This is a genomic window from Methylobacterium hispanicum (genome assembly GCF_022179285.1).
In the GTDB taxonomy this organism is placed as follows: domain Bacteria; phylum Pseudomonadota; class Alphaproteobacteria; order Rhizobiales; family Beijerinckiaceae; genus Methylobacterium; species Methylobacterium hispanicum.
Map to the genome: position 1 here is coordinate 60,769 of NZ_BPQO01000003.1, position 23,178 is coordinate 83,946.

Genomic DNA, 23,178 nt, shown 5'->3' on the forward strand with positions numbered 1-23,178 from the left:
ACGAGGAGACGACCATGGCCCGCTCGATCCTGCACATGCTCACGCCGCTCAAGCACATGAGCCCCTTCGACGTGAACATGGCGATCGATGCGGGCTTCGAGACCATCGTCACCTACACGGACGTGACGCTGCCGGACGTCGTCTCGCTGACCCAGGACTCGATCTTCTCCCGCGCCCCCGAGGACGGCGTGCGCACGGGCTTGTTCATCGGCGGCAAGAACGCCGAGGACGCCCTCGACATGGTGGACCGGGCGAAGAAAGCCTTCGTGCCCCCCTTCGCCAACCACATCTTCGCCGACCCCGCCGGCTCCTTCACCACGGGCGCCGCGATGGTGGCGCAGGTGGCGCGCGCGCTCCGCCAGCGGCACGGCACCGATCTCAAGGGCAAGCGCATCGTGATCTTCGGCGGCGCCGGCGTCGTCGCCTACGTAGCGGCGGTGATCGGGGCGCTCGAAGGGGCCAAGACCGTGCTCGTCGGCCACGACGGCGAGGAGCGCGTCTCGAAGATCGCCTTCACCATGAAGTGGCGCTTCGGCATCGAGGTCGGCGCCGTCGACGGCACCGCGCCGGAGGACCGGCGCCGGGCGATTGCCGATGCCGACGTGATCCTCTCGGCCGGGCCCGCCGGCATCCCGATCCTCTCGGCGGAGGATCTCGAATCCGCGCCCAAGCTCCTCGTCGCCTCCGACGTCAACGCGGTGCCGCCGGCCGGCATCGCGGGCATCGACGTGAACGCGGTCGATGTGCCCCTGCCGACGGGCAAGGGGATCGGCATCGGCGCGCTCGCGGTCGGCAACGTGAAGTACCAGACCCAGTGCCGCCTGTTCCGCCGCATGCTCCAGGCCGACCAACCGCTCTGCCTGGATTTCCGCGACGCCTACGAACTCGCCGTCGAGGTGACGGGCTGAGCGGGGACGACCGAGCGACGATCTCCCTCCCCCCTCCGCGGGGGGAGGGAGGATCACGCCCGTGACCGACGCCATCCTGATCGCCGCCCAGTCCGGACGGGCGCTGGCCGAGGCTGCCCGGCGTGCGGGCCTGCGCCCGCTCGTGGCCGACCTGTTCGGGGACGCCGATACCCTCGCGCTGGCCGAGGCCTACCGCCCCCTGCCCGGCCGCTTCGGCGCGGGACGGCTCGGCGGGACGGTGCTCCTCGACGCCCTCGACGATCTCGCGGCGGCGGCCGGTACCCGGCCCATCGGCGCCGTGCTCGGCAGCGGCTTCGAGGACGCGCCCGACCTGATGGCGGCGATCCACGCGCGCCACGGCCTGCTCGGCGCCGCGCCCGACGCGGTCGCCGCCCTGAAGGATCCGTTCCGCCTCGCCGCGCTCTGCGCGGAGCTCGCCGTCCCGCACCCGGCGGTCGCGGTGGAGCCGCGGCCCGACCCGGCGAACTGGCTGGTCAAGCGCGTCGGCGGCTCGGGCGGCAGCCATATCCGCCGGGCGGGGCGGGGCCGGGCCCCGCCGGGCGCCTATTTCCAGGCCCGGGTGCCGGGCCGGCCGCACGCCCTGAACGTCCTCGGCGACGGGCGCGGGATCCGCGTGCTGGCGCTGACCGAGCAGTGGTGCGCCCCCTCCCCGCTCCGCCCGTTCCGCTACGGCGGCGCGCTCGCCCGCGGCGCGGCCGAGCCCTCGTCCGTCCCCCCGGACATCGCCGCGGAGATCGCGGGCGCCGTCGCCCGGCTCGTCGCCCGCACGGGCCTGCGCGGGCTGGCCAGCGCCGACTGCCTCGTCGCCGCGGAGGGCTGGTGGCTCACCGAGATCAACCCGCGCCCCGGCGCCACCCTCGACGTGCTCGACCGGCGCGCGACCCCGCTCATCCTCGCCCATCTCGCGGCGAGCCGCGGAGGCATGCCGCCGCCCGATTCGCAACCGGCAGATGCGGCAGCCGCCGAGATCTGTTACGCGGACCGGGACCTCGCGCCCGTGCCGGCCCACGCCTGGCCGGACCACGTGCGCGACCGCCCCCGCGCCGGCACCACGGTGCGGCGGGACGCGCCGCTCTGCACCGTGCTCGCCACGGGCGCGGACGCGGCGGAGACCAGAGAAACGCTGCGGGCGCGGGCGACGGCGTTGCGGACCGCGCTCGCGCAGGAGGAAGCCCCCGGATGAGCACCCAGTACCCGAGCCTCAACGCGCTGAGCGCCCCCCTGGTCGAGCGCTTCGTCGCCGACGCGGGCCTGCTCCGGCTCGACGTCCGCCAGGAGCCCGGCGGCGCCCGCATGGTCGATGCCGGCGCCAGCGCCCGGGGCTCGATCGAGGCGGGCCGGCGCATCGCCGAGATCTGCCTGGGGGGCCTCGGCACCGTGAGCATCAGCCCGACCGGGCCGATCGCCGCCTGGCCGAACTCGGTGGTGGTGCACGCCGCCGACCCCGTGCTCGCCTGCCTCGGCAGCCAGTACGCGGGCTGGAGCCTCGCGGACGAGACGGGCGATTCCGGTTTCTTCGCCCTCGGCTCGGGGCCCGGCCGCGCGGTCGCGACCGTCGAGGAGCTCTACACCGAGCTCGGCTACAAGGATTCGGCCACGCACACCGCCCTGGTGCTGGAGGCCGCGGGCGGTCCCCCGGCGAGCGTCGTCGCCAAGGTGGCGGAGGCCACGGGCGTCGATCCTCAGAACCTCACCTTCATCTTCGCACCGACGCAGTCGCTCGCCGGCGCCACCCAGGTGGTGGCCCGCGTGCTGGAGGTGGCGCTCCACAAGGCCCACACGGTCGGTTTCGACCTGCACGCCATCGTGGACGGCATCGGCACCGCCCCGCTCTCGCCGCAGCACCCGGACTTCATCAAGGCGATGGGGCGCACCAACGACGCCATCATCTACGGCGGCCGGGTCCAGCTCTTCGTGGACGCGGACGACGCCGACGCCCGGCAGCTCGCCGAGCAGCTGCCGTCCACCACCTCGGCCGACCACGGCGCGCCGTTCGCCGACATCTTCTCCCGGGTGAACGGCGACTTCTACAAGATCGACGGCGCCCTGTTCTCGCCCGCCGAGGCCATCGTCACCTCGGTGCGCACCGGCGCCACCTTCCGGGGCGGGCGCCTGGAGCCGACGCTCGTCGAGGCCTCGTTCGCGTAAGCGCGCACGCGGTTCCCAGCCGTCGGGCCGGAACCGCACCGCGCCCCCTCTCCCGTGCGGGAGAGGGTTGGGGTGAGGGACGAGAACTCTACGGACAAGGCGCAACGCCGCCGCGGCCAGGGCCAGCCCCATCCGGACAGTTCTCATCCCTCACCCTGTCCCTCTCCCGCTCGGGAGAGGGGACCCGCGCCCCGTTCGGCAAGCGGACGCGGGTCGATGTCCCGAATTTCGGACCCTTCATGCGCATCGGGCTCGCGGCCGACAACGGCACCTGGCACAAGAACCGCCTGCTCGGCGCCTTGCGCGCGCTCGGCGTCGAGCCGGTGCTGTTCTCGCTCGCCGACGTGGCGGTGGTGACCGGCGCCGCCGAGCCGCTGCGCGTGCCGGGCTTTCCCGACGCCCTGCCGGACGGCGTCCTGCTGCGCACCATCGCGGGCGGCACCTTCGAGGCCACCACGATGCGGCTCGGCGTGCTGCACGCGCTGGTGGCCTCCGGCGTCACTGTCTGGAACCACCCGGTCGCGATCGAGCGCTCCGTCGACAAGGCGGCGACCTCGCTCCTCGTCGCGCGGGCCGGCCTGCCGACCCCCGAGACCTGGGTGTTCTCCCGCCGCGAGGCCGCCGCCGACCTCGTCGCCCGCGAGGCGCGGCCGGGCCGGCCCCTGGTGCTCAAGCCCCTGTTCGGCTCGCAGGGCGAGGGGCTGATGCTCGTCGAGCGCCCGGAGGACCTGCCCGACGAGGAGGCCGTGTCCCGGGTCTACTACCTGCAGCGCTACGTGCCGCGCGCCGACGGGCTCTGGCGCGACTACCGGGTCTTCGTCTGCGAGGGCCGGGCGGTGGCCGGGATGATCCGCGAGGGCGACGGCTGGATCACCAACGTGCACCGGGGCGGCCGGCCGCTCGCCTGGGCGATGCCCGCCCGCGCGGCCGAGCTCGCCGAGGCCGCGGCGGCGGCCGTCGGCGTCGACTACACCGGCATCGACCTCGTCGAGGACGGGGCCGGCGGCTACCTCGTGCTGGAGGTGAACTCGATGCCCGCCTGGTCCGGCCTGCAGCAGGTCTGCGAGGCCGACATCGCGACGGCGGTCTGCCGCGGCTTCCTCTCGGCGGTGCGGGGCGCGCACCGCCCGGCGCGGGTGGTCGCCTGATGGGGCTCGCCCCCGCCCTGGTCGCCGCGCTCTACCGGTCGGCCTGCCTCGCCGAACTCGACGCGCTGAAGCCCGGCAACGTCCACGCCTACGCTGCGGGCCACCGCATGGCGGTGGCCGACTTCGTCACGAGCGCCGAGGTCTCGGCCCCCCCGCTCGCCGCCGCGGGCGCCCGGGTCGGGGCCCGGGTGCTCGGCGCCGTCGCCGCCACCATGGAGGCGGTCGGCCAGAACACGAATCTCGGCATCCTGCTGCTCTGCGCCCCCCTCGCCCGCGCGGCCGAGCGGGCGACGAGCGTCGCCGCGGTGCTCGCCGACCTCGACGCGCGCGATTCGCAGGACGTCTTCGCGGCGATCCGCCGGGCCGGTCCCGGCGGCCTCGGGCAGGCCGGGCGCCACGACGTCGCCGAGGCGGCGCCCGCCTCCCTGCTCGACGCCATGGCGGAGGCAGCCCCCCGGGACGCGATCGCCCGCGCCTACGTCACGGATCTCGCCGACATCGACGCGGTCGGGCTGCCGGCGCTCGCCGCCGCGCGGGCGGCGGGGCTCGCGCCGACCTGGTGCACCACCGCCGTCCACCTCGCCTACCTCGCCGCGGTGGAGGACAGCCACGTCCGCCGCAAGCACGGGCCCGCGGTCGCCGCCGCGGTGCGGGCGGAGGCCGAGGCGCTCCGGGCCGGGCTCGATCTCGGCGCCGCGCCGGTCGCGGCGCTCCTCGCCTTCGACCGCGACCTGAAGGAGCGCGGCATCAATCCGGGCACCAGCGCCGACTTCACGGTCGCGACCCTGTTCGCCGACGCCCTGCGCACGGCGCGCGCAGGGGGGCACGCAGGGCTGCACGCAGGAGCGCGAGAGGGCATCCCGGCGGCCCGCGATAACGCGGATGGGACTTGACGGCGCGCCCCGTTTGTCCCTGGCAATCCGTGCCCGGCGGCCCCGGCCGGCCCGCGCAAAGATTTATCGATTTCAGCGCCTTGCGCAGGGTTGTGACAGGCAGGGCCCCGCTGTAGGGTCCGCGCCGCTATCCGGGCAAACCGGTGCGGCCCCACGAGGCGCCGCGCGTCGCAAACAAGGATGGCTCCCCGGCTGCGGCACTGCCCCAGGCCGCGGCCTTAAACTTGGATTTCCAGGGAGAGACCCCGAATGGCGAAGATCACCAAGGTTCAGGTCGGCGAGGCTCTCGTCGGCGACGGCAACGAGGTCGCCCACATCGACCTCATCATCGGACCGCGCGGCTCGCCGGCCGAGACCGCCTTCTGCAACGGCCTCGTGAACAACAAGCACGGCTTCACCAGCCTGCTCGCGGTCATCGCGCCGAACCTGCCGTGCAAGCCGAACACGCTGATGTTCAACAAGGTCACCATCAACGACGCCCGTCAGGCCGTCCAGATGTTCGGCCCCGCCCAGCACGGCGTCGCCAAGGCCGTGCAGGACTGCGTCGCCGAGGGCATCATCCCCGCCGACGAGGCCGACGACCTCTACATCCTGGTCGGCGTGTTCATCCACTGGGAGGCGGCCGACGACGCCAAGATCCAGCAGTACAACTACGAGGCCACCAAGCTCTCGATCCAGCGCGCCGTGAACGGCGAGCCGAAGGCTTCGACGGTGACCGAGCAGCGCAACTCGGCGTCGCACCCCTTCGCCGCGAACGCTTAGATCGGGGACAGTCCTGGGCAGAGCGCGCCTCCGCCCGCACCGCGGGGCCTGCTCCAGCGACTGGCATCCATCTTCCTCGGCCGCTAGGGCGAGGCCTCGAAACGGGACGGCGGGAGCCGTCCCGTTTTTCGTTTCCGCGGGCCCTCTCGGGCTGTCCCGCGCGGGTCAGGGCACCACGCGGCCGACCGCGGTCTGGGGTGCGCTGAGCGGGGCGAGCGGCAGGTCGCAGAAGCAGCGGGCGCCCAGCGGGCGCGGGCCCGGCAGCGGGCAGGAGAAGGGCTGCGGGCCGCTCAGGCCGCGCTGGACCGCGTCGCAATTGTATCCCACGGCCCGGCGCGGCGGTGGCGGCGCGTAGGGGCGCTCCTCGTAGTAGCCCCGCCGCGGCGGCCCGTCATAATATTGCGCCTGCGCGCTCCCGGCCGCCAGAAGTCCGGCGAGCACGCCCGCCGCCAGCCTCAATCCGCGGATCTGCCGCATGGCTCTCTCTTGCTCCTGCACCGGCGGGATCGCCGAGTCCGGGACCCGTCTTCGCGGCAATGCGGGCGAAAGTGCGGGCGCAGGTGCGCGCGGACGGGGGGGCCGACGCGGAACGGCCCGCCGCGGAGGACCGGGCGGGCCGTCGATGGCGGGCGCTCGCGCCCGAACCGGTCGGAAGGGCCGCGCGGGGCACGGCCTCCGGGCTCAGTAGCCCGACTTCTCGGCGGTGTTCTGGGCGGCGTGCTGCGCGTCCTGGGCAGTCTGCTGCGCGGCGCTGGCACCCTGCTCCATGGCCTTGCGGGCCTGATCGGCGCCCTCCTGCATGGCGCTCTTGGCGCGCTCGGCGCCCTGCTGCATCGCGCTCTGGGCGAGGCCGCTGAACTCCTTGGCCTGCGACTGGATCGCCGCGAACTGGCTGCGGACGAACTCGGCCTGGTGCTGCATCGCCTCCTGCAGGTCGCGCGAGCGCACGAGCTTCTGGGCGAGGTCGAAGGCGGCGTTCACGTTCTGCTCGGCGTACTCGAAGCCGCGGGCGGAGACGTCCTGCGCGTTGGTCCGGGCGAGCTCGGCCGAACCCTGCACGCTGTCGGCGGTGCGGCGGGCCGCGCCGATGAAGCTGTCGAAGGCCTTGCGCGCCTGCTCGACGCTCTTCTCGGCGAAGTCGCGCATCTCGGCGGGCACTTCGTAGGTCGGGTTGGTGTTCATGTCGTCTCCTCTCGTTCGCGCCCGCAGGACGCCCTGCAAGGACGCATTGTGCAGTGCACAAATAGCACGTGCGGCGCCGAATGCCAGCCCCCGACGCCACCTTGTCGGCGCCATTAAGGTTGACATGGCCTAAACGTGTGACGCGACATTGAAGTGTCCAGCGGGCGGCCCGCCCGCGGCGCTAAGAAAGACTGCCGACGTCAGGCTTTTGCCGTTAAACGGGTCCGGATGGCCGGGGGCGCAGGGTTGAACGACAGGGAAAGCAGCGGCTCCGGGTCGGCATCCGCGCCGGAGGACGGCGATTCGGGCACGATCCGGGACATGAACTGGGACGTGGGTTCGGACATGGGCTCGGACTTGGGTTCGGACGCGGCCCGGAACGGCGCGGCGGGCCCCGCCGACATCCGCCTCGTGCTCGCGGAGGATGGTGCGCGGGTGCTGCACGCGACGCCGGGCGCGGGCGCGCTGCTGCGCGCGCTCGCGCCGGCGGGCACGCTCCCGTCCGCCCTCGCCCGGCAGATCCGGTCCGGGAGCGGTGCGGGCGCTCGGATGCTGCGCCTGCGGCTCGACCCGCGCGGGATCGCCCCGCCGACCCTCTGCCGCACCCTGCCCGGACGGAGCCCGGACGGGCGCGCTCTGATCCTGCTCGCCGTGATCGGACCGCTTCCGGCCCTGCGCACCGCGCCCGCGCCGAGCGACCGCCCGGCTGAACCGCTGGCCGAACCCCCGGCCGCCCCCGAAGGTCCGGCCGACCCGCGCGACGCGGATCGCGACCCCGCACCCGTCGCGCGGGCCGCCCCCGACCCCGATGTGCCGGCCGACCCCGCATCGGCTGCGCCGCGCCCGGGCGACCGGATCCTCTGGCGCAGCGACGCCGCGGGCGCGCTCACGCAGCTCTCCGGCGGCGGCGCGCTCGCCGGCCTCGTCGGCGCGTCCTGGGACGCTCTCGCCGCGTCGGGCCGGCTCGGCGAGGCGGGGTCCTTCCTCGACGCGCTGGCGCGGCGCCGGACCTTCCGCGGGCTCGGGGTGGTGCTCGTGCTCGACGGCGTCTCGGTCGCCGCAGACCTGTCGGGCGCGCCCCTCGGCCGGGCGGGGCAGGCCTTCCAGGGCTACGGCGGCTTCGGCATCGTGCGCGCCGTCGAGGCGCGGGAGGTCGGCCGCCCCGCTGAGACCGGCGTCGATGCGGCCCTGACCGGGACCTGCGCGCTTCCGGAGGCCGGATCCTCCGAGGCCGGAGGCGCGGCGGAGGCTCCGGATCCGGCCGATGCCCGCCCCGAATCCGCGCTCGCCGGGGCGCCCGCATCCCCCGCAACCGCGCCGCCGCAGGCCGCTCCCCTCGCCCCGCCCTACCCGCTGGCGCCGCCCTTCGGGCGCGGCCTGGGCGCGGATCCGGTCACGATGGCCACGATGGCCGCGCCGCTCCTCGCCGCATGGCTCCAGCAGGACTGGTTCGGTCCGCCCGCCCGGCCGGCCGCGCGGGCGCCCGCCCCCGGACCCGAGGCTTTGCCCGACGCTTTCCCCGCGGCGGGCGTCCCGCCCGAGCCCGAAGGCGTGCTGGAGCAGGATGTCGCGCCCGAGCCGGAGTTCCCGTCCGAGCATGCGCCCGGGCCGGACCTCGTCTCGGAAGCGGACCCGGCCCCGGAAGCGGAAGCGGATTCCGTGCCGGAGCCGGATCTCGCGCCGGAGCCCGAGGCCCCCGCATCCGCCCTCACGGTCAGCGAGCACGACGCCTTCCGGGAGATCGCGCGGGCGCTCGGCGTGCGCTACGCGGGCGACGCGGCGGACGACGCGGCCGAGGCGGCGTCCGCCGACCCGGCCGGGCGGGGCGCGGTGGTGCCCTTCTCGTTCGCCGCGGCCCGGTCCGAGCCGGAGCCTTCGGCGCTGCTCGACGGGGTGCCGGGACCGCTCCTGCTCCACCGCGGGCCCGAGATCCTGGCGGCCAACCGGGCCTTCCTCGACCTCGCGGGCTATCCGGACCTCGCCGCGCTCCGGACGGCGGGCCTCGCGCGGCTGTTCCCCGATCCGCTGCCGGAGCCGGGCCGGACGCCGCCCCCGGAGGGCGCGGTGCGTATCCTGGAGACCCGCGGCGGCACCCGGCGGACGGTCGCGCTCGCGCGGGGCGCGATGCCGTGGTCCGGCGGTCCCGCGGACAGCCTCCTGCTCCGCCCGCTCGCGGATGACGCCGAGGGAGCGCCCGGGGGAGCGCCCGGGGGAGCGCCCGGGGGAGCGCCCGAGGCGGCGCCCGTGCCGGCATCCGCGATGGTGTCCGGAACGGCGGTCCGCCCGCCTGCCCCGGTGCCCGACCGGGACGTCGAGCCCGACGCGGACGCGCTGCGCGCCGTGCTCGACGCGGTGGCGGAGGGCGTCGTCGTGGCCGACGCGGCGAGCCGGGTCCTGGCGCTCAACCGGGCCGCCGCGGACCTCCTCGACCGCGACCCGCGCGCGGCGCTGGGCGCGGCGCTGGACGACCTCGTCCCGCCTGATCTGGCAGGTGCCCTCGCAGGTGCCCTCGCCAGCGCCCTGGCGGAGCCGGACGGGCGCTCCGTCGCGATCGCGGAGCGCGGCCTCGCCGTGCGGGCCGCGGTCCTGGGCGGCGGGCGGCGGGCGCTGCTGCTGCGGCCCGCGCCGGAGGCGCCGCGGTCCGAGGGGCCGGGCTTCGTGGCGCGTTTCCTCACCCAGCTCGACCGCGAGATCCGTGCCCCGCTCACCGGCATCCTGGGCTTTGCCGACGTGATGCTGAAGGAGCCCTACGGGCCGCTGGGCCATGCCCGCTACCGCTCCTACCTCAACGACGTGCGCTCCTCGGGCGAGCAGGTGCTGGGGCTGGTCGCCGACCTCGTCGATCTCGCCACCGTCGAGACCGGAGGGCTGCCCCTGAGCCGGCGCCCGCTCCCGCTCAACGACCTCGTCGCGGCCTGCGTCGCCGAGATGCAGGCCGAGGCCGCCCGCGGCCGCATCGTGCTGCGCACGAGCTTCGCCGAGGATCTGGCGCCGCTGGAGGCCGACGAGCCGTCGCTGGCACGTGCCGCGCGCCTCGTCATCGGCAACGCGATCCGGCTCACCGGCGCGGGCGGGCAGGTCATCGTCTCGACGAACCCGGCCGAGCGCGGTGCCGTGGCGCTGCGCGTGCGCGACACCGGGACGGGGATGAGCCCGGAGGAGATCGCCTTCGCGCTGGAGCCGTTCCGCGGCGGCCGTCCCGAGTCCGGCGGCCCCGACGGGGCCCCTGCGGCCGGCGGCGGGGCCGGGGGCGGTCTCGGCCTGCCGCTGAGCAAGGCGCTGGTCGAGGCCAACGACGGCCGCCTCTCCATCTCCAGCCGCAAGGACGAGGGCACCCTGGTCGAGATCCTCCTGCCGGGCCGCGCGGCCCGGCGGGCCTGAGGGGCGGCCGCCCGGGCCGCCCGGTCCCGGCTCAGCCCCGGATGTCGGCCTGCCGCGCTGCGACCACGGCGAAGAGGTCGGCGAGGGCGGCCAGGCTCGCCGCCTGGACCTGTCCGGCCGGGACGACCGACCCGTCCGGCGCGGGCAGGTCGCGGGTGGCGGTCGCCGAGGCGACCACGGTCGGGCGGAAGCCCAGGCTGAAGGCGCTGCGCGCGGTGGAGTTGATGCACATGTGCGTCATGAAGCCTGCCAGCACCACGTCCTTCACGCCCGCCGCCTCCAGCCGCGCCTGAAGGTCGGTGCCGACGAAGGCGCTCGGGTAGGCCTTCGTGATCACCGGCTCGCCGGCCCGCGGGGCGACCTCGTCGCTGATCCGGCCGATCGGCGCCCCGACGTCGTAGGGCGAGCCCGGCCCGGCATCGTGCTGGATGTGGAGGACGGGGATGCCGGCCTCGCGCGCCCGCGCCAGCAGGGCGGCGGCCTCGCGGAGCGCGGGCTCGACGCCGTCGAGCCGCATCACGCCCTCGCGGTAGGTGTTCTGCAGGTCGACCATCACGAGGGCGGAGCCCCCGAGCGGTGCGGGCTCCGGGTCGAGGCCGGAGAGGCCCCGCAGGGTGACGAGATCCGACATGCCGCTTCTCCCTTCGCGACCGATGCGTTCGCTCGGGCACCGGTGTCGGGGCGGGACCCTATCACCGGCCGCCCGGACGACATCCTGACCATAGGTGCAACGGGGCGCCAGGGCTTCGTTCCGGCGCGCGCATGCGCCCCGTCCGCTTCCGGCACGGGGGCGGACTCGGCAGGCGCGAATTTGGCAGGCGCGAGTTTAGCAGGGGCGGACTTGGCGCTCTGGAGGAACGAGGCGCCGTACAGGGCGAGGGCGGCGATGAGGACGAGCGAGAGCGTCAGGCGCATGGAAGCCTTTTCGAGCCGGGCTTCGGGTGGCACGCGCGGGCCCCATCGTCCCGCTGGACCGGCCTCAGCCGCGGCGGACGACGCTCCGGCCGGCCGCGCGCGACGACTGGGACCGGGCGGGTCCGCTCACGCCGACGGCTTCGGACCGGGCTTCGGACGGCGCGGCGCGCTCCTGCGGTGGTCGTCGGCCTTGCGCGGGTCCGGCTTGTTGGCGAGGAGCCGCTTCACGCGCTCGTTGAAGTCGTCCGTCGAGACGGATGTCGCCCGGCCTGTACTGGGTGTGCGTGCCATGTCCGGCCTCCATCGGCGCCCAAGGCACAGGATTGCGCGGAGGGAACGATTGTAGGTGGTCGCATGGACTCGGCTTTACGAGGCCGGGTCCGTAATAAAACCGTCTGAAACATGCGTTTCATCAGGATGCGAGGGTGATCTCACCTTCGCGCATCACGCGCTCGCCGGCCGCGGACTTGACGCGGTACGAGACCTCGCCCGTGCGATCCTCCGGCATCAGGCGCACCACGACGAAGAGGGCGCCCGGGACGCTCGCGGGCTCCGCGTAGCCGATCCGGGACTGCCTGACGTGCTGACCGACCTTGAACTTATGGGACATCGGACCTCCTCGAGGATCTCGGTTGAAGAGGCGCCAGGCCCCTTCAGCGGCGGGCCTTGGCCTTCCGGGCGGCGAAGCGCGCGTCGCGGGCGGCCTTCTGGGCGGCGGCGAGCTGCGCCTGCTGCTCGGCGCGCTCGGCGGCCAGGCGTGCGACTTCGGCGGCCTGGCGCTCCAGCGCGGCGGCTTCCTCGGCCGCGCGGCGGGCCTCGGCTGCCTGGCGCGCCGCCTCCCGCTCCGCCATCCGGACCTCGCGGGCCTGAACGACCGACCGGCGGGCCGCCTGCCGCGCGAGGACGGCCGGGTCGTCGGCCCCGGGCCGGGCCCGGAGACGGGCGATGGTCGCCTCACGCGCCTTGGCGGCTGCGGCGAGACGATCGACGAGCTGGTTCTCTTTGAATTGACCCATGTGGACTCCCTGGACGGGCCGCACCCGCGGCGGATGGGAAAGCCGGGGAGGCCGCTCCGGTCGAAGCGGCCTCCCCGGCGTCGGTCCCGCCGAGACGAGGCTCGGGCGGAACGCGGGCCTGCCTCAGGCGGCCTTCAGGTTTCCGGCCGACTGCTTGCCGGTGCGGCGGTCTGTCTCCATCTCGAAGGAGATCCGCTGGCCCTCGCTGAGGGTCTGCATGCCCGACCGCTCGACGGCCGAGATGTGCACGAAGACGTCCTTGCTGCCGTCCTCGGGCTGGATGAAGCCGAAGCCCTTGGTGCCGTTGAACCACTTCACGGTGCCGATGTTCATGGGAATGCCTCTGGTCTGGATGTTGGTCTGGGTGTCTGGTCGGATCGTCGATGCGCTCCGGCGACCGTAGGGTCAGCCGATGGCGGCCAGCACGATCCTGCGCAGTTCTTCGCGGGTCAGGCCGCAGGATTGGGGGCTCCACGGCGCGGGGCCGAAGACGGGCCGCACGGCAGCCTGCGGACGGAGCTGTGCCGTCGCGGGCTTCGGATCAGGAATGGGATGCATGCATGTCCATGGGCCGTGTCGGCTCTGGGCGCGGCACGGCGGGCGTATTTCGGAGCGTTGCACGACGCGGCGTGCAGCGGGCGCGCTGCGGTTCGTGCAGCGATCAAACGTCGATGAAAGCGGAAAACCGGACTCGGCGCTCGATCAAGAGCAAGAGAGCGGGCCGACAGGATCTGGTCCGATGCATCGATACGTACAGATCTGCGGCCGAATTATCAAGCGAAATTTCAGAAACACGCCGCCTTTTATTTGTTTTTCGCCATTGGAGCCGGCCGAATTTCAGCGGTTTCCGCGTTGGAAATCAGGCGCGTGGGCCCATCCATCGGTTCGGATCCGACAGCCCTCGTCCTCCCGCATTGTCCGCAGCGGGGTCGTGTGGGGGCTGCCGGTCAGGCCGCGCCCGTCTCGGCCAGGATCCAGGCGAGCGTGCCGGGATCGGCCGCCTCCACGGGCAGGTGCAGGATGATCGGCGTCTCGTAGGGGTGGCGCGCCTTGAGCGCCGCCGCGAGTTCCGGCCCCAACCCCTCCCGGCTCTTCACCAGGGCGACGACCTCCGCGCCCCGCTCGACCGCGCCCTTCCAGGCGTAGACCGAGCGCATCCCCGGCAGGACGTTGACGCAGGCGGCGAGCCTGTCGCGCACGAGGCTCTCGCCGATGTCGAGCGCCGTCTCGGCATCGGCGAACGTGGTATAGACGAGGAGCGCGCGCTCCATGCTATGGCTCTCCGCAGAGGATGGAGCCGGGATTGAGGCGAGCCGGCGCGCCGGCGTCAACCCGGGGATGAGGGTGGATCCGACGCGCATGCGCTTCCAGAAGATCGCCTTCATCGCGAGCCCGACCCCGGATGCGCGCGAGGCCGCCGACACCCTGATGCGGCGCTACGACAACGTGCCCCCCGAGGAGGCCGACGTGGTGGTGGCGCTCGGCGGCGACGGCCTGATGCTGCAGGCGCTGCACCGGTTCATGGACGGCGCCAAGCCGATCTACGGGATGAACCGCGGCACGGTCGGCTTCCTGATGAACGAGTACCGGCGCGACGACCTCTTGGAGCGCCTGGAGGCGGCCCACCGCAGCGTGATCCATCCCCTGCTGATGGAGGCGCACGACACCGAGGGGCGCAGCCACACCGCGCGGGCGATCAACGAGGTCTACCTGCTGCGCCAGACCCACCAGACCGCCAAGCTGAAGATCGCGATCGACGGCCATGTCCGGCTGGAGGAACTGATCGCCGACGGCGTGCTCTGCGCCACCGCCGCGGGCTCGACCGCCTACAATTTCTCCGTCGGCGGCCCGATCCTGCCACTCAACGCCAAGCTGCTCGCGCTGACCCCGATCTCGGCCTTCCGCCCCCGGCGCTGGCGCGGCGCGCTCCTGCCCGACTACGCCCGCATCCGGGTCGACGTGCTCGACGCCGCCCACCGTCCCGTGGCGGCGGTGGCCGACCACACCGAGTTCCGCCGGGTCTGCACCGTCGAGACCTGGCTCGACCGGGGAACCGAGCTCGTCCTGCTGCACGATCCCGGCCACAGCCTCGACGAGCGCATCCTGCGCGAGCAGTTCGGCTGACATCGTCGCGATCGGGTCTCGTTAACCCTCGATCTTTGCGGAGTGTTGAGCCGCCCGTGGCCAGTCTCGGCGACCAGACGCCGAAGGCCGCGCCCATGAACATGCACATGAACATGCATCCGACCTTCCTCGACCCCCAGCCGACCGCGTCCGCGCCTGCCGGCCTGCGGGCGGTCGCCGACGGGCTCGGCTACGCCTCGGACTGGAACTGGGCCTGGGAGAACTACAAGCCGATGGTGCTGGCGCTGGCGAAGGCCCACGGCCTGCGCCGCCACCTCGAGATCGGCGGCGGGCGCGACCCGCTCTTCACGCCGGACGAACTCGGGGCTCACGGTCTCGCGGTCACGCTCAACGACATCTCCGAGCACGAATTGATGCTGGCGCCCCCGGCCTTCGCCAAGCTCTGCTGCGACATCGCCGCCCCCGACACGGTGGCGACGGTGGGGCGCGAGCGCTTCGACTTCGCCTATTGCCGCATGGTGATGGAGCACGTGCCGGACGTGGCCCGGATGTGGCGCAACGTCCACGACATCCTGACTCCGGGCGGCGTCGCGCTGAGCTTCTTCCCGACCCTGTTCGCGCCGCCCTTCGTGCTCAACGAGCTGATGCCCGAGCGCCTCTCCCGCGCGATCGTCCACACCCTCTTCCCGGACCGGCACGACGACGGCGACAACCCGAAATTCCTGGCCCATTACAACCTCTGCCGCGGCTCCGAGGCACCGCTGGTGCCGCTGCTCCGCGAGATCGGGTTCCGCGAGGTGATCGTGCTGCCGTTCTACGGCTACAGCTACTTCTGGAAGATCCCGGTGGTGAAACAGGTCGACGCCGCCTTCACCCGCCTCGCCCGCGCCCGCGACTGGCGCACCTTCACGAGCTTCGCCTACGTGGTGGCGCGCAAGTAGGAGGCTGGCCCCGTGCAGATCGTGCTGGTGGCCGACCACGCCTACATCAACGGCGGTCAGGCCAAGGTCGTGGTGGAGAGCGCGCTGGGGCTGGCCGCCCGCGGGCACGCCGTGACCGTCTTCGCCGCGGTGGGGCCGGCCGACCCCAGGCTCGCGGAAGCCGGCGTGGCGGTGGTGCTCACCGACCAGGCCGACGTGATGAGCACGCACTCGCTCACCCGGTTCGGCGCGCAATGGCTCTGGAACCGCACGGCGGCCGAGCGCCTGCGGGCGTTGCTCTCCGGGCTCGACCCGCGCGCGAGCGTCGTCCACGTCCACGGCTGGGCCAAGGCGCTCTCGCCCTCCGTCGGGCCGGTGCTGCTGGGCTGCGGCCTGCCGGTGGTGTTCACCCTGCACGAGTACTACCTCGCCTGCCCGAACGGCGGCTTCTACGACTATCCCGTCTCGGCCCCCTGCCATCGGACGCCCGGCGCCCCGGCCTGCCTCGCGCACAATTGCGACTCGCGCAGCTACGCCCGCAAGCTGATGCGGGTCGGTCGGCACTGGCTGATGCAGGGCACGGGGCTCACCCGGAGCGCCGACGCCATCATCACGATCAGCCACCTGCAGCGGGCCGCGATGGCGCCCTACCTGCCCGCCGACACCCGCTTCGCCGAAGTCGGCAACCCGGTCGACGTGCCCCCGCTCGGACGCCGGTCGGGCGCGCCCGGCGGCTTCGTCTTCGTCGGTCGGATCTCGCCCGAGAAGGGCCCGCTCCTGTTCGCCGAGGCGGCGCGGCGCGCTGGCGTCGCCGCGACCTTCGTGGGCGACGGGCCGCAGGCCGACGAGATCCGGGCGCTCTACCCGGAGGCCCGCATCCTCGGCTGGCGGGCGCCCGCCGAGGTGCACGCCCTGATGCGCGAGGCCCGTGCCCTGGTCTTTCCCTCCGTCTGGTACGAGGGCCAGCCGCTCACCGTGCTGGAGGCGCAGGCGCTGGGCCTGCCCGTCATCGTCAGCGACGTCTGCGCCGGCCGCGAGGCGGTGGCGGACGGGGTGACCGGGCTGTGGTTCCGCTCGGGCGATGCCGACGCGCTCGCCAGAGCCATGCGGCGCCTCGCCGACGACGCCCTGGCGCGGGCGATGTCGGAGGCGGCCTACGACCGCTTCTGGGCCGACCCACTGACCCTCGACCGCCATCTCGACGGGCTGGATCGGGTCTACGCGGAGGTGCTGCGCCGGCCGGTTCCCGCACGGCAGCCGAGCGCGGCGCGGGTCCCCTCTCCCATAGGGAGAGGGACAGGGTGAGGGGTATGAGGCTGCCAGAGGAGGTGCGGTGCTGAACGCGCGTCGATGGCGTGCTCAGGTCTGCAAAGTTATACCCCTCACCCCAACCCTCTCCCTACAGGAGAGGGGGCACGTCGCGGTCCGCGTGCAATCCGGGGAAGATTGACCCGGCCTATGCAATCGCCCTGCCCTTTGGGGGGAGGGAGATTACGCCGCCCTCAATCCTTCTGCGGGTCGTGGCCCCAGTTCATCAGCGACATGCGCCAGGCCGAATCCGGGTCGTTGCGGGCCTTGCCGCCCTGCTTGAGGTGCCGGTGGACGTAGCCCACCACCTTGCGCATCGCCGCGTAGTCGTCGTCCGAGAGGTCGGCCTTCTTCTTGTCCTTGATCTCCAGGATGCGCCGGCCCATCGCGTGGCCGGTCGACTCGTCCCCGTCCGACTTCTGGCCGACCTCCCGGCTGTCCTCGCTGTCGAGGTGTTTTCTCAGTGCGGCCGGCGTCATGTTCACCGCCTCGTTGAACGCGGTCCAGGTCTCGGCGTGGTCTGTCTCGGCGTGGTCGGTCTCGGCCATCGGGCGGCTCCGTGGTGGTCCTTCGTGTCGCGCCACCAACGCGCTACGCCCCGGCCCCGCCGCGCCCGTCCGTGCGGTGCGGCGACGCAGGGCGGGGATGGGCGGGGATGGGCGGGGCCGCCGCGATCCTTTACGGCGGCGGCGGTGGCCGGTATCACCCCGGACCGGTCCCGTGCGGGGACCGCCGCCAGAACAAGCGAAACACAAGATGCGCGCCGAGATCGAGCAAGCCTCGGATGCCGCCAAGCAGTCTATAGGGCTGCTGAGGAGGCATCTTTGACTGGGACACCGTCGATAAACGCCTCGCGGAGCTGAACGCCGCTTCCGAGGACCCCGACCTCTGGAACGATCCGGAGGCCGCCCAGAAGGTCATGCGCGAGCGCCAGCAGCTCGACGAGGCCGTCTCGGCGATCCGGAAGCTGGAGCGCGACCTTGAGGACGGCGCCACGCTGATCGAGCTCGGCGAGATGGAGGGTGATCAATCCTCGATCAATGAGGGCGAGGCCGCCATCCGGGCCGTCGAGAAGGAGGCCGCGAGCCGGCAGGTCGAGACCCTGCTCTCGGGCGAGGCCGACGGCTTCGACACCTACCTCGAGGTCCATGCGGGTGCGGGCGGCACCGAGAGCCAGGACTGGGCCAACATGCTCCAGCGCATGTACGCCCGCTGGGCCGAGCGCCGGAAGTTCAAGGTTGATGTGGTCGAGATGACCGACGGCGACGAGGCCGGGATCAAGGGCGCCACGCTCCTGATCAAGGGCCACAACGCCTATGGCTGGCTCAAGACCGAGTCCGGCGTGCACCGGCTGGTGCGCATCTCTCCGTACGATTCCAACGCGCGCCGCCACACCAGCTTCGCGTCCGTCTGGGTCTATCCCGTGATCGACGACCGGATCGAGATCGAGATCAAGGAATCGGACTGCCGCATCGACACCTACCGCTCGTCGGGCGCGGGCGGGCAGCACGTCAACACCACCGACTCGGCCGTGCGCATCACGCACAACCCGACCGGCATCGTGGTGGCCTGCCAGCAGGAGCGCTCGCAGCACAAGAACCGGGCGACCGCCTGGAACATGCTGCGCGCGCGCCTCTACGAGGCCGAGCTGAAGAAGCGCGAGGAGAAGGCCAACGCCGAGGCCGCCGCCAAGACGGATATCGGCTGGGGCCACCAGATCCGGAGCTACGTGCTGCAGCCCTACCAGCTGGTGAAGGACCTGCGCACCGGCACGCAGTCGACCGACCCGGACGAGGTGCTCGACGGCGACCTCGACCCGTTCATGGAAGCCTCGCTCGCCCAGCGCGTCTACGGCGGCGCCGAGGCGGTCGAGGACATCGACTGACGGACGAGCCCGGCCCCTAGGATGGGGGCCGGATCCGCCGGCCGGAACCCAAGGCGGTGCGTCGAGAGAGGGCCGGAACCGCGACGCGCCCCCTCTCCCGTGCGGGAGAGGGTTGGGGTGAGGGATGAGAACTCACCGGATCAGGCTCACCATCGCCGCGGAACCGTGGCGCCCTCTCCTGACGGCTCCGGTCCCCTTACCCTGTCCCTCTCCCGCACGGGAGAGGGGACCCGCGCCTCCTCCGGTGAGAGTTCGCTCTACGGCATCGGAACGGCGGCGCGCCCTGGGGGATCAGACAATTCTTCCTCTTCCCGAACGCGCGAGGGCCGCGCCGGATGATCCGGCGCGGCCCTCGTAACAGCGCGGTCTGCTTCCGTCTTACGCCGCGAGCGAGCGCAGCACGTAAGGCAGGATGCCGCCGTTGCGGAAGTATTCCAGCTCGTCGAGCGTATCGATCCGGCAGGTCAGCGGGACTTGCCTGACCGAGCCGTCGGCGGAGGTGATCTCCGCGGTCAGCGTCTGGCGCGGCTTCAGCTCGCCGGAGAGACCCTTGATCGTGACGGTCTCGTCGCCCTTCAGGCCGAGCGACTGCCAGCTCGTGTCGCCCTGGAAGACCAGCGGCACCACGCCCATGCCGACGAGGTTCGAGCGGTGGATGCGCTCGAAGCTCTCGGCCACCACGGCGCGGACGCCGAGCAGCTTCGTGCCCTTGGCCGCCCAGTCGCGCGACGAGCCGGTGCCGTACTCCTTGCCGGCGAAGATCACCAGCGGGGTACCGGCCTCGGCATATTTCTGCGCCGCGTCGTAGATGAACATCTTCTCGCCGGTCGGCTGGAAGTGTGTCCACCCGCCCTCGACCACGTTGCCGGCGGCGTCCTTCACCATCTGGTTCTTGATGCGGATGTTGGCGAACGTGCCCCGCATCATCACCTCGTGGTTGCCGCGCCGCGTGCCGTACTGGTTGAAGTCCTGCACCCGCACCTGGTGCGCCTGCAGGTACTCGCCGGCCGGCGAGGCCGCCCGGATGTTGCCCGCGGGCGAGATGTGGTCGGTGGTGATCGAGTCGAGGAAGAGGCCGAGGATCCGGGCACCCTCGATGTCGGTGACGGGCTTCGGCTCCTTCTCCATGCCCACGAAGTAGGGCGGGTTCTGCACGTAGGTCGAGCCGCCGTTCCAGGCGAAGGTCTCGGCCTCGGTGACCTCGACGCCCTTCCAGTTCTGGTCGCCGCCGAACACGTCGGCGTAGCGGCTCTTGAACAGCTCCGAGGTGATGTTCTGCTCGATGAACTCCGCGACTTCCGCCGAGGACGGCCAGATGTCCTTCAGGTAGACGGGCTGGCCGTCCGAGCCCTTGCCGAGCGGCTCCTTGGTGAGGTCCACCTGGAGCGAGCCGGCGAGGGCGTAGGCGACGACCAGCGGCGGCGAGGCGAGGTAGTTCGCCCGCACGTCCGGGTTCACGCGACCCTCGAAGTTGCGGTTGCCCGAGAGCACGGCCGCCGCGACCACGTCGTTGTCGTTGATCGCCTTCGAGATCGGGGCCGGGAGCGGGCCCGAATTGCCGATGCAGGTGGTGCAGCCGAAGCCCACCAGATTGAAGCCGAGCTGGTCGAGCGGCTTCTGCAGGCCGGCCTTCTCCAGGTACTCGGCGACGACCTGGGATCCGGGCGCCAGCGAGGTCTTCACCCAGGGCTTCGAGGTCAGGCCCTTGGCGACCGCGTTGCGGGCGAGAAGCCCGGCGCCGATCATCACGCTCGGGTTCGAGGTGTTGGTGCAGCTCGTGATCGCGGCGATCACCACGTCGCCGTGGCCGATGTCGTAGTTCGTGCCCTCGACGGCGTAGCGGCTGGCGATGTCGGCGGCGCGCTTGAACTCGCTCTCCATCGAGGCGGCGAAGCCCGTCTTGGCCTCAGTGAGCAGCACCCGGTCCTGCGGGCGCTTCGGGCCGGCGAGCGAGGGCTGCACGTCGCCCATGTCGAGCGCGAGCGTGTCGGTGAAGACCGGGTCCGGCGTGTCGGCGTCGCGCCACATGCCCTGCGCCTTGGCGTAGGCCTCGACGAGCGCGATGCGGTCGTCGGCGCGGCCGGTGACCTTCAGGAAGTCGATGGTCTTCTGGTCGACGGGGAAGAAGCCGCAGGTCGCGCCGTACTCGGGCGCCATGTTGGAGATGGTGGCGCGGTCGGCGACCGGCATGTCGTCGAGGCCGGGGCCGTAGAACTCCACGAACTTGCCGACCACGCCCTTCTTGCGCAGCATCTGCGTGACGGTGAGCACGAGGTCGGTGGCGGTCGTGCCCTCGGGCAGCTTGCCGGAGAGCTTGAAGCCGACGACCTCGGGGATCAGCATCGAGAGCGGCTGGCCGAGCATGGCGGCCTCGGCCTCGATGCCGCCGACGCCCCAGCCGAGCACGGCCAGGCCGTTGACCATCGTGGTGTGCGAATCGGTGCCGACGAGGCTGTCCGGATAGGCGACCTCCGCGCCGTCCTCGCTCTTCGTCCAGACGGTCTGGGACAGGTATTCGAGGTTGACCTGGTGGCAGATGCCGGTACCCGGCGGCACCACCGAGAAGTTGTCGAAGGCCGACTGGCCCCACTTCAGGAAGGTGTAGCGCTCGCCGTTGCGGGCGTATTCGAGCGCGACGTTCTCGTCGAGCGCCTTCGGGGTGCCGAATTCGTCCACGATCACCGAGTGGTCGATGACGAGATCGACCGGAACGAGCGGGTTGATCTTCTGCGGGTCGCCGCCGAGCGCCACCATCGCGTCGCGCATGGCGGCCAGATCCACCACGGCCGGCACGCCGGTGAAGTCCTGCATCAGCACGCGCGAGGGGCGGAAGGCGATCTCGGTCTCGGTCTTGCCGCGGTTGGAGAGCCACGCCACGGCGGCCTCGACGTCCGCCTTGCGGACCGAGCGGTCGTCCTCGAAGCGCAGCAGGTTCTCCAGGAGCACCTTCATGGAGAAGGGCAGCGCGGCGGCGTCCGCGAGGCCGTTCTTCTGGGCCTCGGGGATCGAGTAATAGGTGTAGGTCTTGCCCCCGGCCTCCAGGGTCTGGCGGGACTTGAAGCTGTCGATGGATGCCACGGCTAGAGTCTTCCTCGCTGGCGATTGTCGAACACGCGCAGGCATTTCCCGCGCCACGAAGACTGTGTTCGGCCGGACTGCGCTCCCGGGAGCGCGCGCCGCCTCGGGTGTGCCCGAGCAGGAGGTGCGCGAGGGTCGAATTGGACGACCCGGGATCGCGCGGCGCAGCCTGGCGCCCGTATAGAACGTTTCGAATCTGCCCGCTACCGGGCGGGTGGTAACACTCCCGCGCGGGTGTGAGGGGCGGGGATAGGGTGGCCGGGTGATTGCCATGCGGTGCCCGCTGGTCCCCTTCTCCCCGCGCGCGGGGAGAAGGCCGCGACGACCCTGTCGTCGGCGCGGCAAGCCGGCAGGCGAGGATGAGGGGCGTTTCAGGGATCGCCTCGTCCGGAGCCGCCCCCTCACCTTCGCGTCCGCTCGCCCCATGCACGACAAGGTGCATGGGGCCCTCTCCCCGCGCGCGGGGAGAGGGGATCCGCGGGCCGCTCAGCCCATGTCCCGAATCAGGCGGCCAGACCCAGGGCCGCGGCGAAGCGGGCGCGGGCCTCGGGCAGGTCGAGCCCCTCCCCGGTGCCGGCGAGACGGGCGAGCGCCGCCTCGGCGCGGCGGGCGGCCTCGCCCGCCAGCAGCGGCGCGCCCTCGGCCACCGCCTCCATCTCGGCGCGCTCGCCGTTGCAGTGGAGCGCCACGTCGATGCCGGCCGCGAAGGCCGCCTCGGCGCGGGCCCGGAACGGGCCCCGAAGCGCGCGCATCGAGAGGTCGTCGGTCATCAGCAGACCGTCGAAGCCGATCGTGCCGCGGACCACCCGCTCGATCACCGCGGCGGACTGCGTCGCGGGCCGCTCCGGGTCGATGGCCCGGAAGACCACGTGGGCGCTCATCGCCATCGGCAGGTCGGCGAGCGCCCGGAAGGGCACGAAATCCTGTGCCTCCAGCGTGGCGAGATCGGTCTCGACAACCGGCAGGCCGTGGTGGCTGTCGCAGGCCGCGCGGCCGTGGCCGGGAATGTGCTTCATCACGGGCAGCACGCCGCCGGCCATCAGCCCGTCGGCCATCGCGCGGCCGATCTCGGCCACCGCCGCCGGCGTGGTGCCGTAGGCGCGGTCGCCGATGATGTCGTGGGCGCCGGCTACCGGAACGTCGAGCACCGGCGCGCAATCGACGTTGATGCCGACATCCTTGAGGTCGTGCGCCATCAGCCGGGCGCCGAGCCGGGCGAGCGCGGCCGCCGCCCCGTCGAAGCGCGCGTAGGCCCGGCCCGCCGGGTAGGCCGGCCAGTGCGGCGGGCCCATCCGCTGCACCCGGCCGCCCTCCTGGTCGATCAGGATCGGCGCGTCGGCCCGGCCGACCGTGTCGCGGAGCGCGGCGGTCAGCGCGCGCACCTCGTCGGGCGTGCCGATGTTGCGCTTGAACAGGATGAAGCCCCAGGGCCGCACGTCCCGGAAGAAGGCGGCCTCCTCCGGCGCGAGGGTCCGGCCGGCGCAGCCGAGGATCAGGGCACGGGAGGACATCGGGACGGGCTCGCGCG

At 72.8% G+C, this 23,178-nt stretch carries 22 protein-coding genes; 11 read left to right on the top strand and 11 right to left on the bottom strand.

Features of this window, described 5'->3' with window-relative positions; translation table 11 throughout:
* Window positions 1-14: 14 nt before the first annotated feature.
* The 6 genes from MFF56_RS04280 to fae all read left to right on the top strand — a co-directional run bounded on the left by MFF56_RS04280 (window position 15) and on the right by fae (window position 5,880).
* Complete coding sequence (locus MFF56_RS04280) at window positions 15-908, top strand: NADP-dependent methylenetetrahydromethanopterin/methylenetetrahydrofolate dehydrogenase (protein ID WP_066923571.1); 894 nt, start codon at window positions 15-17, stop codon at window positions 906-908.
* A gap of 61 nt (window positions 909-969) precedes the next feature.
* The gene (locus MFF56_RS04285) at window positions 970-2,112 is read left to right on the top strand and encodes an ATP-grasp domain-containing protein (protein ID WP_238229570.1); all 1,143 of its coding nucleotides are present in this window, start codon (window positions 970-972) and stop codon (window positions 2,110-2,112) included.
* Window positions 2,109-3,077, top strand: coding sequence for a methenyltetrahydromethanopterin cyclohydrolase (gene mch, locus MFF56_RS04290; protein WP_066925581.1), 969 nt, complete (start codon window positions 2,109-2,111; stop codon window positions 3,075-3,077). Before MFF56_RS04285 ends, mch begins: the two co-directional genes overlap by 4 nt.
* Before the next feature lie 239 nt (window positions 3,078-3,316).
* Window positions 3,317-4,225 carry an ATP-grasp domain-containing protein gene (locus tag MFF56_RS04295; RefSeq protein ID WP_066921710.1) on the top strand — a complete coding sequence of 303 codons (909 nt, stop codon included), beginning with the start codon at window positions 3,317-3,319 and terminating at the stop codon, window positions 4,223-4,225.
* Window positions 4,225-5,118: a triphosphoribosyl-dephospho-CoA synthase gene (locus MFF56_RS04300; protein WP_082773004.1), complete on the top strand. Its 894-nt coding sequence runs from the start codon at window positions 4,225-4,227 to the stop codon at window positions 5,116-5,118. The genes MFF56_RS04295 and MFF56_RS04300 overlap by 1 nt, the downstream gene beginning before the upstream one ends.
* 249 nt (window positions 5,119-5,367) lie before the next feature.
* A complete protein-coding gene (fae, locus tag MFF56_RS04305; RefSeq protein WP_066921708.1) occupies window positions 5,368-5,880 on the top strand; it encodes a 5,6,7,8-tetrahydromethanopterin hydro-lyase in 513 nt (170 codons plus the stop codon).
* A 165-nt stretch (window positions 5,881-6,045) separates the two neighbouring features.
* Here the strand turns inward: fae and MFF56_RS04310 are convergent, their stop codons facing one another.
* Both MFF56_RS04310 and MFF56_RS04315 read right to left on the bottom strand, forming a co-directional pair.
* A complete protein-coding gene (locus tag MFF56_RS04310; RefSeq protein ID WP_066921706.1) occupies window positions 6,046-6,357 on the bottom strand; it encodes a hypothetical protein in 312 nt (103 codons plus the stop codon).
* A gap of 204 nt (window positions 6,358-6,561) precedes the next feature.
* Window positions 6,562-7,062, bottom strand: a complete 501-nt coding sequence (locus MFF56_RS04315) for a phasin (RefSeq protein ID WP_066921704.1) — start codon at window positions 7,060-7,062, stop codon at window positions 6,562-6,564.
* Window positions 7,063-7,383: 321 nt separating this feature from the next.
* Between MFF56_RS04315 and MFF56_RS04320 the strand changes: the two genes are divergently transcribed.
* On the top strand, window positions 7,384-10,443 hold the full coding sequence (locus MFF56_RS04320) for an ATP-binding protein (RefSeq protein ID WP_238229571.1): 3,060 nt from the start codon (window positions 7,384-7,386) through the stop codon (window positions 10,441-10,443).
* 31 nt (window positions 10,444-10,474) lie between these two features.
* On the opposite strand, the gene MFF56_RS04325 is transcribed toward MFF56_RS04320, so the two are convergent.
* From MFF56_RS04325 to cutA, 6 genes are all read right to left on the bottom strand, one after another.
* The gene (locus tag MFF56_RS04325; protein WP_066924776.1) at window positions 10,475-11,074 is read right to left on the bottom strand and encodes a cysteine hydrolase family protein; all 600 of its coding nucleotides are present in this window, start codon (window positions 11,072-11,074) and stop codon (window positions 10,475-10,477) included.
* Window positions 11,075-11,484: 410 nt separating this feature from the next.
* A complete protein-coding gene (locus MFF56_RS04330; protein WP_197430671.1) occupies window positions 11,485-11,649 on the bottom strand; it encodes a hypothetical protein in 165 nt (54 codons plus the stop codon).
* Window positions 11,650-11,770: 121 nt separating this feature from the next.
* On the bottom strand, window positions 11,771-11,968 hold the full coding sequence (locus MFF56_RS04335; protein ID WP_066924778.1) for a hypothetical protein: 198 nt from the start codon (window positions 11,966-11,968) through the stop codon (window positions 11,771-11,773).
* Window positions 11,969-12,011: 43 nt separating this feature from the next.
* Window positions 12,012-12,374 (bottom strand): DUF6481 family protein, encoded by a 363-nt coding sequence (locus MFF56_RS04340; RefSeq protein ID WP_238229572.1) that lies wholly within the window; start codon window positions 12,372-12,374, stop codon window positions 12,012-12,014.
* Window positions 12,375-12,497: 123 nt separating this feature from the next.
* Window positions 12,498-12,707: a cold-shock protein gene (locus tag MFF56_RS04345; protein ID WP_066921866.1), complete on the bottom strand. Its 210-nt coding sequence runs from the start codon at window positions 12,705-12,707 to the stop codon at window positions 12,498-12,500.
* Between the two features lie 614 nt (window positions 12,708-13,321).
* On the bottom strand, window positions 13,322-13,645 hold the full coding sequence (gene cutA, locus MFF56_RS04350) for a divalent-cation tolerance protein CutA (RefSeq protein ID WP_066921868.1): 324 nt from the start codon (window positions 13,643-13,645) through the stop codon (window positions 13,322-13,324).
* Window positions 13,646-13,733: 88 nt separating this feature from the next.
* On the opposite strand from cutA, the gene MFF56_RS04355 reads away from it, so the two are divergent.
* From MFF56_RS04355 to MFF56_RS04365, 3 genes are read left to right on the top strand one after another with little or no spacing between them, the layout of a single operon-like run.
* Window positions 13,734-14,498, top strand: coding sequence for an NAD kinase (locus tag MFF56_RS04355; RefSeq protein ID WP_066921870.1), 765 nt, complete (start codon window positions 13,734-13,736; stop codon window positions 14,496-14,498).
* 56 nt (window positions 14,499-14,554) lie between these two features.
* Window positions 14,555-15,400: a class I SAM-dependent methyltransferase gene (locus MFF56_RS04360; protein ID WP_238229573.1), complete on the top strand. Its 846-nt coding sequence runs from the start codon at window positions 14,555-14,557 to the stop codon at window positions 15,398-15,400.
* A gap of 12 nt (window positions 15,401-15,412) precedes the next feature.
* Window positions 15,413-16,684, top strand: a complete 1,272-nt coding sequence (locus tag MFF56_RS04365; RefSeq protein WP_066921872.1) for a glycosyltransferase family 4 protein — start codon at window positions 15,413-15,415, stop codon at window positions 16,682-16,684.
* 197 nt (window positions 16,685-16,881) lie between these two features.
* Here MFF56_RS04365 and MFF56_RS04370 read toward each other — a convergent pair whose 3' ends face one another.
* Window positions 16,882-17,235, bottom strand: a complete 354-nt coding sequence (locus tag MFF56_RS04370; RefSeq protein ID WP_066919643.1) for a DUF3140 domain-containing protein — start codon at window positions 17,233-17,235, stop codon at window positions 16,882-16,884.
* Between the two features lie 208 nt (window positions 17,236-17,443).
* On the opposite strand from MFF56_RS04370, the gene prfB reads away from it, so the two are divergent.
* A protein-coding gene (gene prfB, locus MFF56_RS04375) for a peptide chain release factor 2 (RefSeq protein WP_156453976.1) occupies window positions 17,444-18,572 on the top strand; the annotation gives its coding sequence in 2 pieces (ribosomal slippage) (window positions 17,444-17,512 and window positions 17,514-18,572; 1,128 coding nt in all).
* Window positions 18,573-18,950: 378 nt separating this feature from the next.
* Here prfB and acnA read toward each other — a convergent pair.
* Together acnA and nagZ are read right to left on the bottom strand one after the other, a co-directional pair.
* Window positions 18,951-21,650, bottom strand: coding sequence for an aconitate hydratase AcnA (gene acnA / locus MFF56_RS04380; protein WP_066926645.1), 2,700 nt, complete (start codon window positions 21,648-21,650; stop codon window positions 18,951-18,953).
* 503 nt (window positions 21,651-22,153) lie between these two features.
* Complete coding sequence (nagZ, locus tag MFF56_RS04385; protein ID WP_238229574.1) at window positions 22,154-23,161, bottom strand: beta-N-acetylhexosaminidase; 1,008 nt, start codon at window positions 23,159-23,161, stop codon at window positions 22,154-22,156.
* Window positions 23,162-23,178: the final 17 nt, after the last annotated feature.